Here is a 14905-nt window from a genome sequence, read left to right on the forward strand (position 1 = left end):
TCGACGATCCGGGTGAGCGCTCCGATACCGTCGGACAGGCCGCGGGCGACGGTTCCGCGAAGCCGCGCGACGTTGGGATCGGCTACGCCCGCGAGTCAGATACGCGGCCGGGTGACGATGAGCGGCACCCGGGTGCCGTGCAGCACGGCCTGCCCGACCGAGCCCAGGGTCATCCCGGCGAAACCGCCCCGGCCGTGGCTGCCGACGATCACCGACCGGGCGCTGTCGGCCTCCTCGAGTATCCGCCGGGCCGGCCGGTCCGCGGCGACGATATGGGTCACGGGCACATCGGGATACCAGTCGGCGCGGGCCGCCAGACTGCGCCGCTGCAAGTCCCGGGCCCGCCGCTGCATCTCGGCGCGGGGTTCGTGATGGCAGACCTCCGGCCACGTGGTGACCGCGATCAAGCCGACCTCGTGCCGCGCTGCTTCCTCGAAAGCGATCTCGACGGCCTCTGCGCTGCAGGCGGATCCGTCCACACCCACGACCACCGGCCGGCCCGTCGGATCCGGTGCCATCAGATCGGCGTCGGGAACCACGGCGACCGGGCAGTGTGCGTGCCGGGCCAGGGCGTCGGCCACGGACCCGAGCAGTCCCCGGCCGATGGCGCCGCTGCCGCGGGCCCCCACGACCACCATGCGCGCGTTCTTCGAGCGATCGATCAATACCGCCGTGGGCGAGCGGCCGACGACCGTCCGAGTGATCTCCAGCTGTCCGGACTCCGCACGGGCGAGGTAGTCGGCAGCGGCCAATACCGCGTCACCTTCGGCGCGCAGCGCGGTGTCGTCGGACGGAACGAGACCGGAGCCGAAATCCACGGGCGGCCCGAATGCGTACACCAGCTGAAGGGGTGCCCGGTAGCGCGCCGCGGTCTGGGCCGCCCAGCGCAGCGCTTCCGTAGCGGCCGGCGATCCGTCTGTTCCGACGAGTACCGGAGCAGCGGAGTGCGTGGTCACGGAGGGCCTTTCGGTCGGCGGATCCGGAGTGCCCAGGGCCGTACGTCACTGCCGCCCCCCGGTCTGTGGTTGTCCGAGCGAGATTAACCGGCCCGTGATCCCGGGGATACGGCCGATGGTCCCCGCCCGGAAGGACCAAAGGCATTCGAGCCGGGACAGGGCGGGCGCGGCCGGGAGTGCCGGACCGCGAGCGAGTGCCGAGGGCCCGGATCAGCGTGGCATCGCCGAACCTCGCCCGCCGGTGCGGCACGATGTGGTCATGCACATCGATCTCTCCGGAAAGACCGCGCTGGTATCGGGTTCGAGCCAGGGGATCGGGCTGGCCATCGCCACGGCGCTGGCCCGGGCCGGCGCGCTGGTGGTGGTGAACGGCCGGGGCGCCGAACGCACCGAGCAGGCTCGTGCGTCGATCCTCGCCGAGGTCCCGGGAGCGTCGGTGCGCGCGGTGGCCGCCGATCTGGCCTCGGCGCCCGGGGCGGCGCTGGTGGGCGAGAAAATCCCGGAGCTGGACATTCTGGTCAACAACCTGGGCATCTTCGAAGCGAAGCCGGTCTTCGAGATCGACGACGACGAGTGGCGACGGTACTTCGAGGTGAACGTCCTGTCCGCGGTCCGGCTCATCCGGATGTACCTCCCGGGGATGATGGAGCGCGGGTTCGGACGGGTCATGAACATCACCAGCGATTCCGCGGTGGTCACGCCGCTCGAGATGGTGCACTACGGCATGTCGAAAACCGCGCTGCTCGCGGTGACCCGGGGGTATGCGAAAGCCGCCGCGGGCACCGGGGTCACCGTGAATTCCGTGCTGGCCGGACCGACCCATACGCCCGGTGTCGAGGAATTCGTCCACGATCTGGTCGGCACGGACCTGCCGTGGGAGGAGGCCCAGCACCGGTTCATGCTGGAACACCGGCCGCATTCGCTGCTGCAGCGCCTGATCGAACCGGCCGAGATCGGGAACATGGTCGCGTACCTGAGTTCGGAACATGCCTCGGCGACCACCGGTGGCGCTGTCCGTGTCGACGGCGGGTATGTCGATTCGATCCTGCCCTGAACCGTGATACTGCCCTGATCGCGCGACGGCTCAGGTGATATCGAATTCATTGCTGGTACCGACGACCGGATGCAGTGTGCCGTCCGGGGCCAGCCGGTCGGCGTAGTGGACGAAACGGTGGCGTCCGGTATCGGCGTCGCCGGGGATATCCCAGGTGAAACCGGCCACCGAGATGGCCGGTGGGCGTTTGCTCCAGTGGAACCGGATATTCCATTCCCCCTCGTTGGCCACCCGGACCCAGGCGCCGTCGACGAATCGCTGCACCTCGAGAAAAGTCCCGTTACGGCGCGGATTGTGTTTGGGGTGGGCCGAGACGAATTCGACCGACGCCCGGGTGCCCCGCTGGTACGAGGTGGCGGGCTGGGTGAGCGCCGCGCCGAAATCCCGACCGGGTGGCGCGGTATCGGGACCCGGCGGGAGCACGAAATTCGGTTGTAGATGCGACAGGTCGCGCGGCGCCGGACCACGGTCGACGGTCGTGCCGGCTGCCAGCGCGGCGGCGAGCCGGGTGAACTCCTGCTGGTACGCGGGCAGGGTGTTGCGGCCGAACAGGGTCGACGCGCCCTCGTACTGTTGCGCGTCGTATTCCTCCGGAGTGGTCACGTACTCGTGGTAGGCGTTGGCATAGCCCTGCATCAGCACCTGGTCCAGCGCCACACCCAGCGTCTCGGCCACCGCCCGGCGAATACGCAGACCGGCCACGATGGTGAATTCGCCGCCGGCCGCGGCCAGATACAGGTCGCCGATGCGCACGATCTGGACCGGAACGACACTGGGCACCCAGGGGGCCGGGGGCAGCAGGGTGAACGGCACCGCGACAGCCTTGGGTGCCTGGGCGTCGGCGAGCCAGGCGGGCACGGCCGGGTGCGGATCGCCGAGGGATTCCAGGAACGGGTTGCGCACACCCTCCTGGATCGGCCCGCCCGGGAGCCCCGGACCGTCCTCGACGCTACCGGCGAACAAGGACACCCCCGCGGCGGGCGGCGCGGTGTGGCGCGGCACCCCGCCCGGCGCGAAACGCGCGTCCACGGCGATATCGGAGAGGTCGACGTAGCAGAACACCGAGCCGAGGGGGCCGCTCAGCGGCCCGGCGTTCGCCAGGGCCGCGCGGGAGGCGTCGTACTGCCTTTCCCCGATGATCCGAGTGTTCTCGAACTCGTCGTCGGTGGGTCCCGAACCCGGCGCCAGATTGAGGTTCGGCGACATGTCCCCGGCATTGGTCTGGGCGAAGGCGGCGACGAATTCGGCTGCGCCGTCCAGATACCGGACGCCGTGGTCGGTGTGTTCGTGCGTGAACGACGCGTATCCCTTGTTGTCCGCGCTGATCATCCTGTTCTTGTTCGTCATCGAGGTGTTGTGGGTGGCGAACCAGGTGATCGCGCCGACCTGCCTGCCGCCCTTGGTGATACCCAGCACGGTCACTGCCGGATCGACGGCTCCGGGGAAGTGGTCGCGGTCCGCGGCGGGGTTGCGGTCGAAGGCGACCCGGGACCGGTTGACGCTGGCGTCGTGTAGTTCGGAGCGACCGAGTACGAGGCTGCCGGGCCCGAGATCGGCGTGCGCGGCGACGACGGCCTCGACCAGGCCGTTCACCTCGGCGTCGTAGACCTGCTGCTGGAAACCCAGGATCGACAGGTTGTAGGCGTAGTCGTGGGCGGCGCCGCCGCATACCGCGTGCGAATGGGTGGAGGTGAGCAGCACATTGTGCTCGGTGTAGAGATCGCCGAAGCGGCGGGCCAATTCGGTGAGCACCCCGCGATGGACCGATTGGAAGATCATGGCGTTCTCCGCGACGGCGAAGACGATCCGCTGGTCGCCGGCGGCGAATACGAAGGCCCGGGCCCGCGGCCGCAGATGGATACCGGCGGTGGTCTGGTCCTGCTGGGAGTAGCCCATCATTCCGCATTCGGCTGCCGGGCCGGTGATATCGGAGATGCCGAGACCGATCCGGTATCCACCGGAATCCGGTACTGCCCCAGCCCGGGCGCCGAGCGGTTCACCGAGTCCGGGCACCGTCGCGGTCGCGGCTCCGAGGGCCACCGTGCCCGCGGCCGCACCCGCCAGCACCGTTCGGCGTGGCAGCGCTGCCCGCGGGACGGTGTTGCGACCGTGCGTGGATATCCGGGGATCGGGGTGTGCTGCCATCGGAGTTCCTTCCTGTTCGAGTGGCAGCGAACCACAGAGTTGAACATCCGTCCAGATTTACCGTTCTCGTGTCCGATTCACCAGCGCCCGGGTAGTTCCGGCTCGTGGCCGGGCAGGTCAGTCGGGCAGCAGTGGTACCGACAGGCCTTCGCCGCGGCCGAGCAGCGCGGCCCGGGTCACCGCCGCCGAACCGAACCGGCCGCGCAGTTCGTCGAGTGCCGTATCCAGTGCCGGCGGAGGTTCGTGGTCGAAAGGCAGCGTGAGCTGCTGCGCCCCGGCATTGTCGAGATTGGTGAGCGACAACCCGATCAGGGTCAGTCCCCGTTCACCGATCAGCGGCATCGCCTCGGCGAGCAGGCTCCGGGCCGCGCGCAGGATCGTCTCGGTGTGATCGGTGGCCTCGGGCAGCGTGCGGGACCGGGTGGCCCGGGCGAAATCGTCGAACCGCATGCGCAGCACCACTGTGCGGCAGATCCGATCCGCGGCTCGCAGCCGCCGTGCGAGGCGATCGATCAGGCCGTGCAGGTACGCCTCGATCTCCGCCGGTGGATGCAGGCGCCGCCCGAGTGCGCGCTGAGCCCCGATCGACCGGCGCCGCCGCCCTGTCTCGACCCGGCGCGGATCCCGCGCCCAGGCCAGCGCGTGCAGATGCCGGGCGGCGGCCGGTCCGACGATCGAACGCAACCCGGACTCCCGGTACGCGGCGAGCTGGCCGATTCGCTCGATACCGTGCGCCTGCAGCGCGCTCGCGGTCACCGGGCCCACACCCCACAGCCGGTGAACGGGCAGTGGATGGAGGAATTCCAGTTCGTGCTCGGGATCCACCAGCAGCAACCCGTCGGGTTTGGATACGGCGCTGGCCACCTTGGCGAGGAACTTCGTGGCCGCGATACCGACCGAGATGGGTAGTCCGACATCGCGCCGTATCCGGGTGCGCAATTCGGTGGCGATGCCGTACGGTTCGCCGGCGATCCGGCGCAGCCCCGCGACATCGAGAAACGCCTCGTCGATCGAGATCCCCTCCACCATCGGGGTGGTATCGGCGAAGATCTCGAACACCGCTCGGCTCGCCTCGGCATAGGCCCGCATCCGCGGCGGCACGACGATCGCATCCGGGCACAGCCGCAATGCCTGCCCGATGTTCATCGGGGTGCGGACGCCGCGTTCTTTGGCCTCGTAGCTGGCGGCCAGTACGACACCCCCGCCGACGAGGACCGGTTTGCCGCGGAGTCGCGGCTGGTCTCGCTGTTCGACCGACGCATAGAACGAATCCAAGTCCGCGTGCAGGATCGAGGCCTCGGCGCGGGCGGTGATCCGCGGACGCCGACGCCCGCCCGCGGCGCCGTGTGTCCGGCCGGGCGGACCGTCTTCACCTGGCCTTTCCTGGTCGGATTCGAACATATGTTCACATTAGCAGGGTATTCGCTGATCTTCGGTGCGAGTAGGGCGCCCGCGACGACCGCTTCCGGTTGCCGGTCATCGGCGGTACTTGTTCGGTTGCGATGTTCAGGACCATCGCCCGGCGCATCGGGACTTCCGGCTCTGCCCCGGGTGTGGCAGCGGAACCGAAGCTGGATGAGCACCCCACCGGTGCATCGGACGAGCCTCGAGGAGGCGTGGCTATGACGCATCGCAATGATCCTCTCGCCGCCGCAGTTCGTACGGCGCGCGCCTGGCTCGACGCTGTCGCCGACAGCCTGGGAACCGAGGATCGTCAGTTCGCATTCCGCGTGCTGCGTGCGTGGATGCATGTGGTCCGCGACCGGATCGGGGTGTCCAACTCTGCCCACGTGGCGGCGCAACTGCCCGAGATGCTGCGCGGGGTGTGGTACGAGGGCTGGGTTCCCGCCACCGTTCCGGTCCACCACGGTGTCGCCGCCTTCGTCGAGCAGTTCGCCGAGCAGGCCCGGGTCGACCGCGACGAGGTCGTGCCGCTGGCTGGGAAGATCACCGGCGCATTGGACCAGCTGTTCGCCCCCGGGCAGCTGAACAGTGTCTTCGCGGTGCTGCCGGCCCCGTTGGGTATCGCGCTGTGGGGCGATTTCGTCGAGGCGGACCCCGGCGCCGCACACACGTCACGACGTCACCCCGAGCCGGGCCGTGGATACCGGCGTGATCGCGATCTCGCCCAGCATGTCAAGGCCCTCGGTGAGGCGGTGGCGGTGCTGGCCCGCGGTCTCGAGCAGGTCCCGTCGCTGCCGCCGGACGAGCAGCGAGTCGCTTCCGCAGCGCAGTCGGCACATCGCATCCTCCTGGCGGAGGGGCTGGTGGATCAGAGTGGGCTGAAGTGATGTGACTGTGCCGTAGTCGATCTCGTCGTGACGCCGGATGGACGGTGTCCGGATCGGTGCGCACCGGTCGATGAGACACTTCGCATCACGTGACAACCGGGAAGGAGCGACGACGTCACCACCTGAGGAAGGAGGATCACGCCCACAGGTCTTCCGGAACCACGAGGAGGACGGACAGGCACCGTCCTTTGCCTCGAGCGCGATTCTCCTCGGCACCCACCGCTACGGGTGCGATGCCGAGGTCACCTGTTTCGACGACGCATGACGATACATATCCGGGTGCGAGCCGGCAGGACCGACGACTCTCACTCCGGCGACGATCGGATCTCCCGCGCCGTCGCATCGGGGGCGAGTCTGGGTGAAAGGAGGTTCACCATGGTCTTCGAGGATCGCCGCGCCGCCGGCCGCAAGCTGGCGCGGCGTCTGGAATATCTTCGAGGGGAGGATGTCGTCGTGGTAGGCCTGCCCCGCGGCGGGGTCCCGGTGGCCTGTGAAGTCGCGCGCGCCCTCGAAGCCCCCATGGATGTCATCGTTGTGCGCAAACTCGGTGTCCCGGGCCAGCCCGAGCTCGCCTTCGCGGCGATAGGTGAAGACGACGTCCTGGTGAACAACGACGTGGTGATCGCCGCCACCGGCCTCACCAATGCGGAAATGGCGGCGGTATGGCGAAGCGAACACGCCGAACTCGTCCGGCGCACCGATCGCCTGCGGAGCACCTGCCCGCGGGTACCGGTCGCGGGGAGAACTGTGGTCGTTGTCGACGACGGCATCGCGACCGGCGCGACTGCGCGCGCCGCCTGTCAGGTGGCACGGGCGCACGGCGCACGGCGGGTGGTGCTCGCAGTCCCCGTGGCAGCCGGCGACACGGTCGCGCTCCTGCACGATGTGGCCGACGAAGTGCTCTGTCTGGAAGCGCCCTCGACACTCGGGGCCGTGGGATGCTGGTATCGGCGATTCGGCCAGACCACAGATGACGAGGTCGAGCAGTCGCTCCGTGCCGCACAGGGCTCCCGCCCGCCTCCTGAAAGTCTTGCCGACGACTCCCCGTGCGTCGATGAGGATCTGCAGATCCCGATCCGCGGCGGTCGACTGTCCGGCCACCTCACGGTGCCGCAGCAGCCGGTCGGCCTGGTGATTTTCGCCCACGGCAGTGGCAGCGGCCGCCACAGCCCCCGCAACCGTTTCGTGGCCGAGGTGCTGAACCGATCCGGACTGGGCACCCTGCTCAGCGACCTGCTCACTCCCGAAGAGGAAAGTAACAGGGCGCTGGTTTTCGATATCGGACTACTATCGGACCGACTGCTCGACATCACCGTCTGGATCACCGCCCGAGGTGACATCGGCGGCCCGGCGATCGGCTACTTCGGTGCCAGCACGGGTGCCGCGGCGGCACTTCGAGCGGCCGCCGACGCACCAGTGCCCATTGCCGCGGTGGTCTCTCGTGGGGGGCGGCCCGATCTGGCCGGTTCGGCACTGGCGGCAGTGCGCGCGCCGACGCTGCTGATCGTCGGCGGACACGACGATACGGTGCTGAGGCTCAATCAGGTCGCCGAACAACAGATGATGTGTCGGACCGAGTTGCGGATCGTCCCCGGCGCCACCCATCTGTTCGCCGAGCCGGGTGCGTTGGAGCAGGTCGCGGAACTGGCGTGCGAGTGGCTGGTGACATACTTCTCGGCACCGGGACAGCTCGGGGCCGACGACGGGGCGGACGTGCCACGATGACATCGATCCGGATATCGTCCGGCAGCGCCAACCCGGCACCGGCTGCCCGGGTCGCCGATCTGCTCGACGCGAGAACCGCCGAATGCGGGCTCGACCGATTGCCCGACGGCGAGATACGCCCCGCTGTCGCACGAGTTCACGGGACCGACGTCTACATCGTGCAGCCGACAGCGCCGCCGGTCAACGACAACCTCATCCGCGTCGCCGCCGAAGCGATCGCGTCGGCGGGCGCGGACCGCCTCGTCGTCATCGACCCGCACACCTCGACGCTGGAAGCGATATCTCCCATACCCGTCGAACGCTGACGGCGGTCCCGCTGCTGTCTTCGGCGATTTTTCCGTCCGGGCCCGGGCCGGCTGTCGTGGTGGCACCGGATCTGGGTGCTGCGGGACCGGCCGAGCAGTTCGCGGCCGCCGTAACGAATTCGGTGGCATCGTCGGCCGCCCAGCGCTGATCGTCGACGATATGATCTGCACCGGAGCGACGATCGAAGCCGCGGTGGAGCTGCTACACCACCATGCCCGCGCTATCGTCGTCGCCGCGACACATGGACCGCTCGGCGGCGAAATCACGCCTGCGCGAACTCGATCTGCGCCGCGTCGTGGTAACCGATACGGTCGCGCACCAGGATTCGGCGACGCCGATCGAAATATGCTCGTTTGCGCGGCTTTCGGCAGACAGCATCGCGTCTCTACACAACGATCCGCCTCGGCCCACCCGGGGCTGACATCATGGACGGAATCGCCGATCCGTCGATGCCACGGATTATCGGGTGCGGTCGTCGTGTTCCGAACGATCCGATCGCAAATGCGCGGGCCGGGTTCGCGAGTGGTCGTGTTCTCGAGGACGGTTGCGGTGCACTGTGGAGCAGCGCCGGACCTCGTGGTAGACGGGAATCATCTGTCACACTGCCCGCATGCGGTGGCTGAGTGCGGCGGTCGTCATCGGCGGTGTCGGAATGGCTGGGTGGGGGTGGCGGCTCGGGCAGCGGCAGCGGCTTCTCGCCGAGTATCGAGACCCCGGAAACGGCGTGTTCGTCTCGCTGACGACCGACGGGGCCGGCCGATTCGTGTATTCCTCGGTCGCATTGGCTGTTCTGCTGCTGATAGCAGGAGTGCTCCAGCGGCGCGGGGACGACATCCGCATCGGAGTGCGAGCCTGGCGGGAGCGTCCGGTCGCGTTTTCCCTCGGGGCGCTCGTCTGGGCCGCCGCACCGTGGTGTTGTCCGGTGCTCAGCTTGCTCTTGCGCACCTGGGCGGAAGGTGTACCGTTGGGCCGCAATCTGTTCCGCTGGTCGGTGGTCGACCGGCCGTTCTTCTGGTTCATCGGCTTGCTGTGCGCGGCCACGTCCGTCTTCCTGGTCGCGGTCGGTCCCTGGCTGACCGACAACCTCTGTCGTATGTTGCGCTACTGGCGTCGGTTCCGGCGGCTGCAGCGGCGGGGCGAGCAGGAGGCGCTGGCGCGGGAGGTATTGAAGCTGGGCGAAGAGATCGCCGAGCGCCCGTACCGCGAACAGATACTGTTCAGTGTGCTGCTCCGCATCGATGCGGGCGGTTCCCACGACGAGCTCTGGGACAGCGTACTGCGCACGCTGCCTCGCATTCCGCGGCTGGACGAGCCGGGATGGCTGTTCCGGCTCAATCCGCGGTGGGAAGTGGAAGTGAAAACGCGCCTGGTCCTTGCCGATGCACTGGTGACCGAGTATCACCGCACTCAGGCTGCGCCGCATCTGGACACGGCCCTGCGGGTGCTGGAGGGGCTTCATCGCTGCACCCCGGTTCTCGCCGGGCGGACAGCGCGTGCCGCGATAGCTTTGACCCTTGCCTGGGCTCTGGGGTTGCGGTACACGAGAAATCCTGCGGTCGGCGACGACCTGGAGCGGGCCCTCGCCCTGGCCGAGCGGGCTGCCGTCGTACTCCCGGCGGAGCGGGCGGGTGGGGTCCTCGGGCGGCTGCTGGTCAAACAATACGACCGGTGCCCGGACGCGGCTACGCTGTCCCGTGCGATCGAGGCACTCCGGTCGGCCGGTCCGTCGTCCGCGCTGATCTGGGCACTGACGCTGCGATACCGGACAGCGGCGAACAGCAGCGACCTCGCGGAGGCCACGGCGACCGCCCGAAACCTGGCTGCCGACGGTCTGAGCGACGAAGAAGGGCTGGCAACGCTGCTGTTCACAGCCGTCCAGGTGCCGGCGTGGCAAGCCGGGCCGGAACGTGCTCGGGTGGTGGAGCTGTTGGAAACGGTGGACGCGATGCCGAAGGTGTCGTTTCCGCTGAACATCATGTTCACCATGTTCAAAGCCGCTCTCGCCGTGGACGAAGACCCCGAGACGGCCCTCCGCTGGTACGAGCGCACCCTGATACTGACCGAACAGTCCGCATCCCTCGGACTGAGCCTCGACGACCGGATGGTGGTGCTCGGCGCCAGAGCTCTGTCTCCTCCGTCGTTCGCGGATATCGCGCTGTCCATGGGCCAGATCGAGCGGGCCGTCGAATTGCTCGAACTGGGCCGGACCGTCATCTGGTCACAGACCCGCCGGTTGCGCCGTACCGTGGCGTCGCCCGGCGCGCAGGACCGGCTCGGCGAGCTTCGCAGCGAGCTGGACATGCCGGACTATGCCGCCCCGGCAAGCCGCGACGTGCTGTCCGGACACCACGCGGCCAGGGCTCGCGCCGAGCTGGCCGCCGAGTGGGAGAGGCTGACCGTCGAGCACGGCCCCGTCCGGCGCACGGGTTTCGCCGAGCTCCGGGAGGCGGCTCGCGGCGGGCCCGTCGTCATCCTCAATATCAGCGAGATGGGTTGCGCCGCGATTGTCGTGCTGGCCGATCGCGATCCTGTGCGAATAGAGCTCCCTCTGGCGGATCATGCCGAGCTCACCGCCCGAGCCGGCGGCCTGCTGGCCCCCACGATCCGCGGTATGAACGCCCGCGCTCTCGCCCGGCTGCTCTGGGAGAGTATCGCTGTGCCCGTGCTGGAAGTGGTCGAACCACATCTCGGCCCGGACCGCCGGGTCCGGTGGTGCCCGACCGGGCCGTTGTCGGCGATTCCCGTGCACCTGGCCGGCTGTCACGACCAGGAAGACGGGCCCGCGCTGATCGATTACGTTGTCTCGTCTTATACGCCCAGCCTGTGGTCACTGCGAGACGCCCGCCGCAGCGGGACCGAGGCCGCGGTGCCCACCCGGCCCTCATCGATGCTGGTCGCCTCGCTCCGCGAGACGCCCGGCATGCCCGAAATAGAGCACGCGCAGGAGGAGTCGTCGATCGTCTCGGGTCGGTTTCCTTCTGTCAGGGTGTTGGGCGAGCATGAGGTCACCGTCGCTGCGATACGAGCCGCACTGCACGACCACCCGTGGGTACATATCGCCTGCCACGGCGATGAGAACGGGCTGATCCTGCACGACGGACATCTCGGTCTGGATGAACTGGCGGATATGAACCTGACCGGTGAGCGGTTGGCGTTCCTGTCGGCCTGCGTCTCGGCGCTCCCGGATGGTCGCGTCGTGGACGAGGTGCTCCATCCGGCCGCGGCGTTCCATCTCAACGGCTTCTCCCACGTGATCGCGACCATGTGGCAGATCAACAGCGCGGATGGGCCCACCATCGCGGACGACTTCTACCGCGTACTGCTGACCGAGGGGTGCAGTCCTGCCCTGGCACTTCATTACGCGCAGTGCCGTCTGCGCGAGAAGCATCGGGCCGATCCCGCTCGCTGGGCACCGTTCGTGCATATCGGTCCCTGAAATCGAGAGTGCTGGTGCGCAGTTGATACATGCCGTTCTTTTTCCGGCGCAACGTCACTGCCGAGACGAACCGGCTCCCACTCCGCCGCAGCCTGCTGAATCGAGCGCGCACGGCGCTGAGCCTGCTGTGGTGTCCGGCGGTTGAGCAGCCAACTCCGCTGCCGCACCACCGGCGGCCGTAATCATTATCCGGCAACGACTTCGAGGTTCCGACCGGCAGATTCCGCCAGTCGCCGTGGGATGAGCTCCCAGACAAGACTCGGGTTTCGTGTCCACTCGCCCGATGGTCGAGCATCCCGCGTGATCGACACGCTCTCCGAGCAGATCACTGCCTACGAGACTGTTCTCCCTCGTGGTTCCCCGCCGCCGGGTCGGCGCCGGGGATTCCTCGCCCGTCGGCCGAATATACCCCATGGGGTATAGTGGCAATCGATCGTTGATACCCCAGGGGGTATCAAAGGAGCGACCCGTGAAGGCGGAGGTAGGCAGTGACGGAGACGATCACCGGAAACCGGGATACCGGCCGGGCAGTGGGCGGACCGCTGTCGCGGCTGGGTGCGACCATGGCCGGGCACGCCCGTCGGGTGTTCGCTGTATGGCTGATTGTGCTGGTCGCTCTCGGCGCGGCGGCGCCGAGCGTGTTCACCTCGCTGGCCGGGGCCGGGTGGCAGGCTGACGGGTCGGAATCGGTGCAGGTGCGCGAACTCGCCCAGCAGCACTTCGGCGGTAACTCGTCGGCGGCGGTGCAGGTGGTCCTGCATTCCGACACCGAGACCGTGGACAGTCCGCAGATGCAGCGGGTACTGGCGGAGGTCACCGCCGAATTCTCCGGAGACAGTCGTTTCGGCAGCATGGTGCCACCGCAGCCCGGGATGACGATCAGTCCCGACGGGCACACCGGTATCCTCATCGCGGGCGCGAACGCCTCCACCGACGATATGGTGCGCGCGGTGGACGATCACAAGGCGGCGCTGACCGCGCTGTCGGGCGACGGGGTGGAGGTCTATCCGACCGGGGCGTCGGCGCTGTGGAGTGATTTCAACCGGGCCAACCACGACGCGATGATCAAGGCCGAATTGTTCTCCTGGCCGGTCACACTGGCGATCATGGTCCTGGCGTTCGGTTCGTTGGTGGCCGCCGGGCTGCCGCTCCTGCTGACCGTTGCCGGGCTGGTGGCGTCGGCCGGGGGGCTGGTGTTGCTGAACCAGGTCACGCCCATCTCGGTGTGGGCGATGAATTTCGCGATGATGTTCGCGCTGGCCCTGGGTATCGACTACGCCCTGTTCATCGTCGCCCGCTTCCGGGACGCGCTGACCAAGGCGGCGACTACCCGGGCGGCGGTCGCCGAGACCATGGACACCGCCGGGAAGGCGGTGGTGCTGTCCGGGCTGACGGTGCTGGTGAGCCTTTCGGCCGTGCTGCTGGTGCCTGCGCCCGCGGTGCGGACCATGGCGGTGGGAATCATGCTGGCGGTGATCTTCGTCCTCGCGGCGACACTGACCCTGTTGCCCGCTGCGCTGGGTGCTCTCGGCAGCCGGATCGACGCCGCGGCGCTGCCGTATGCGAAGCGTCAGCAGCATCGTTCGCCGCGGTTCGCGCGGTGGGGCGAGATCCTGCACGCGCATCCGTGGCCGTTCGCGATCGCCGGGCTCGCCGTGCTGATCGGGCTGGCGCTTCCGGTGCTGGGCCTGAAGGTCGCGATGCCCTCGATCCAGGTCGTGCCGGCCGACGCGGCGGTGCGGCAAGGCTACGAGCTGGTGCAACAGCAGCTCGGTCCCGGCGCACCGGGGGCATTGCAGATCATCGCTCCGGCAGGCGAGGCCGCCGAGACAGCGCGGATCGCGGCCGCCACCGACGGCGTCGCGATGGTCACGCCCGCGCAGTCCGCCGGCGACGGCTCGGGCCTGGTGATGATGCAGGCGCTGCCCGAGGTCGATCCGTCCGACAGTCGGATGGGGGCGATTCTCGACGGACTACGCGAGCGCCTACCGATGTCGGCTCCGGTCGGTGGTGCCCCCGCGGAGAATCTGGATCTGCAGAGTGCCCTGGACCACTATCTGCCGATCATCGTCGGAGTGATTCTCGTCTTGGGTTTCGTGCTGTTGCTGGTCGCGTTGCGGGCCCCGCTGATCGCCGCGCTGGGGACCCTGGTGAGCCTGTTGTCGACCGCGGCCGCGTTCGGGGTGGCCAAGCTGATCTTCCAGGACGGGCACGGTGCGAGCCTGCTCGGTTTCACCCCGCAGGGCTTCCTGGACGGGTGGGGGCCGGTGTTCTTCTTCGCGATGATCTTCGCGATCGCGATGGACTACACAGTGTTCCTGCTGGCGACCGCGAAAGAACACTACGAGCATTCCGGAGATCCGAAGGTCGCGCAGGTGGACGGGCTGGCCCACTCCGGCCGGGTCATCTTCGCGGCCGCGGCGGTCATGGTGGCGGTGTTCTTCACCTTCGCTCTTTCGCAGCCGCTTCCGCCGAAGGAAATGGGCATCATCCTCGGTGTCGCGGTCCTGCTGGATGCCGTCGTGGTCCGGCTCGTGCTGCTGCCGGTGCTGCTGCGGTTGTCCGGTCATGGCGCGTGGTGGTCACCCCGGTGGCTGAACAAAGTACTGCCGGCGATCGACTTCGCACATAGATGACGGGCGACGTGGAATATACCCGGTGGGGTATTATCGATGGTCGGGAAGAAGGAGGAGAATGTGATGATCGGCGACGAGAACAGCATCGCACCGGTACTCAACCGGTTGCGGCGCGCCCACGGCCAACTGGCCGGGGTGATCGCGATGATCGAGGCCGGGCGCGACTGCAAAGACGTCGTCACCCAGCTCGCGGCGGTATCGCGCGCCCTGGACCGAGCCGGATTCAAGATCGTCGCCACCGGTCTGCGGGAATGCCTCGACCGCGCGGACGACGACACCAACCCGATGACCGTCGAAGAACTGGAAAAACTGTTCCTCGCCCTGGCCTGACCCGCGGCAACCGCGGGCCCGGTAAC

At 68.4% G+C, this 14905-nt stretch carries 10 protein-coding genes; 7 read left to right on the top strand and 3 right to left on the bottom strand.

Annotated elements, in window-relative coordinates; translation table 11 throughout:
* Positions 1–95: 95 nt before the first annotated feature.
* Complete coding sequence (locus tag ACWCPQ_RS07800; protein WP_449895988.1) at positions 96–956, bottom strand: universal stress protein; 861 nt, start codon at positions 954–956, stop codon at positions 96–98.
* A gap of 259 nt (positions 957–1215) precedes the next feature.
* On the opposite strand from ACWCPQ_RS07800, the gene ACWCPQ_RS07805 reads away from it, so the two are divergent.
* Entirely contained in the window at positions 1216–2010 is a 795-nt protein-coding gene (locus tag ACWCPQ_RS07805; protein WP_449895990.1) for an SDR family NAD(P)-dependent oxidoreductase, read from the top strand.
* A gap of 30 nt (positions 2011–2040) precedes the next feature.
* Here the strand turns inward: ACWCPQ_RS07805 and ACWCPQ_RS07810 are convergent, their stop codons facing one another.
* Together ACWCPQ_RS07810 and dinB are read right to left on the bottom strand one after the other, a co-directional pair.
* Positions 2041–4155: a neutral/alkaline ceramidase gene (locus ACWCPQ_RS07810; RefSeq protein WP_449895992.1), complete on the bottom strand. Its 2115-nt coding sequence runs from the start codon at positions 4153–4155 to the stop codon at positions 2041–2043.
* 117 nt (positions 4156–4272) lie between these two features.
* Positions 4273–5556 (bottom strand): DNA polymerase IV, encoded by a 1284-nt coding sequence (gene dinB, locus ACWCPQ_RS07815; RefSeq protein WP_449895994.1) that lies wholly within the window; start codon positions 5554–5556, stop codon positions 4273–4275.
* A gap of 221 nt (positions 5557–5777) precedes the next feature.
* Between dinB and ACWCPQ_RS07820 the strand changes: the two genes are divergently transcribed.
* The 6 genes from ACWCPQ_RS07820 to ACWCPQ_RS07845 all read left to right on the top strand — a co-directional run bounded on the left by ACWCPQ_RS07820 (position 5778) and on the right by ACWCPQ_RS07845 (position 14879).
* Positions 5778–6446: a DUF2267 domain-containing protein gene (locus ACWCPQ_RS07820; RefSeq protein WP_449895995.1), complete on the top strand. Its 669-nt coding sequence runs from the start codon at positions 5778–5780 to the stop codon at positions 6444–6446.
* A 375-nt stretch (positions 6447–6821) separates the two neighbouring features.
* A complete protein-coding gene (locus tag ACWCPQ_RS07825) occupies positions 6822–8171 on the top strand; it encodes a phosphoribosyltransferase family protein (protein ID WP_449895997.1) in 1350 nt (449 codons plus the stop codon).
* The gene (locus ACWCPQ_RS07830; RefSeq protein ID WP_449895999.1) at positions 8168–8476 is read left to right on the top strand and encodes a ribose-phosphate pyrophosphokinase-like domain-containing protein; all 309 of its coding nucleotides are present in this window, start codon (positions 8168–8170) and stop codon (positions 8474–8476) included. Before ACWCPQ_RS07825 ends, ACWCPQ_RS07830 begins: the two co-directional genes overlap by 4 nt.
* Before the next feature lie 611 nt (positions 8477–9087).
* A complete protein-coding gene (locus ACWCPQ_RS07835; protein WP_449896000.1) occupies positions 9088–11913 on the top strand; it encodes a CHAT domain-containing protein in 2826 nt (941 codons plus the stop codon).
* A gap of 563 nt (positions 11914–12476) precedes the next feature.
* Positions 12477–14549 carry an MMPL family transporter gene (locus ACWCPQ_RS07840; protein ID WP_449896228.1) on the top strand — a complete coding sequence of 691 codons (2073 nt, stop codon included), beginning with the start codon at positions 12477–12479 and terminating at the stop codon, positions 14547–14549.
* Between the two features lie 63 nt (positions 14550–14612).
* The gene (locus ACWCPQ_RS07845) at positions 14613–14879 is read left to right on the top strand and encodes a metal-sensitive transcriptional regulator (protein WP_449896230.1); all 267 of its coding nucleotides are present in this window, start codon (positions 14613–14615) and stop codon (positions 14877–14879) included.
* The last annotated feature ends 26 nt before the right edge of the window (positions 14880–14905 follow it).

The organism is Nocardia sp. NPDC001965 (assembly GCF_053594175.1).

Bases quoted from the DNA above. Each gene is read 5' to 3' on its own strand.
- ACWCPQ_RS07805 (WP_449895990.1), top strand. From the start codon at position 1,216: ATGCACATCGATCTCTCCGGAAAGACCGCGCTGGTATCGGGTTCGAGC.
- ACWCPQ_RS07810 (WP_449895992.1), bottom strand. From the start codon at position 4,155: ATGGCAGCACACCCCGATCCCCGGATATCCACGCACGGTCGCAACACC.
- dinB (WP_449895994.1), bottom strand. From the start codon at position 5,556: ATGTTCGAATCCGACCAGGAAAGGCCAGGTGAAGACGGTCCGCCCGGC.
- ACWCPQ_RS07820 (WP_449895995.1), top strand. From the start codon at position 5,778: ATGACGCATCGCAATGATCCTCTCGCCGCCGCAGTTCGTACGGCGCGC.
- ACWCPQ_RS07825 (WP_449895997.1), top strand. From the start codon at position 6,822: ATGGTCTTCGAGGATCGCCGCGCCGCCGGCCGCAAGCTGGCGCGGCGT.
- ACWCPQ_RS07830 (WP_449895999.1), top strand. From the start codon at position 8,168: ATGACATCGATCCGGATATCGTCCGGCAGCGCCAACCCGGCACCGGCT.
- ACWCPQ_RS07835 (WP_449896000.1), top strand. From the start codon at position 9,088: ATGCGGTGGCTGAGTGCGGCGGTCGTCATCGGCGGTGTCGGAATGGCT.
- ACWCPQ_RS07840 (WP_449896228.1), top strand. From the start codon at position 12,477: ATGGCCGGGCACGCCCGTCGGGTGTTCGCTGTATGGCTGATTGTGCTG.
- ACWCPQ_RS07845 (WP_449896230.1), top strand. From the start codon at position 14,613: ATGATCGGCGACGAGAACAGCATCGCACCGGTACTCAACCGGTTGCGG.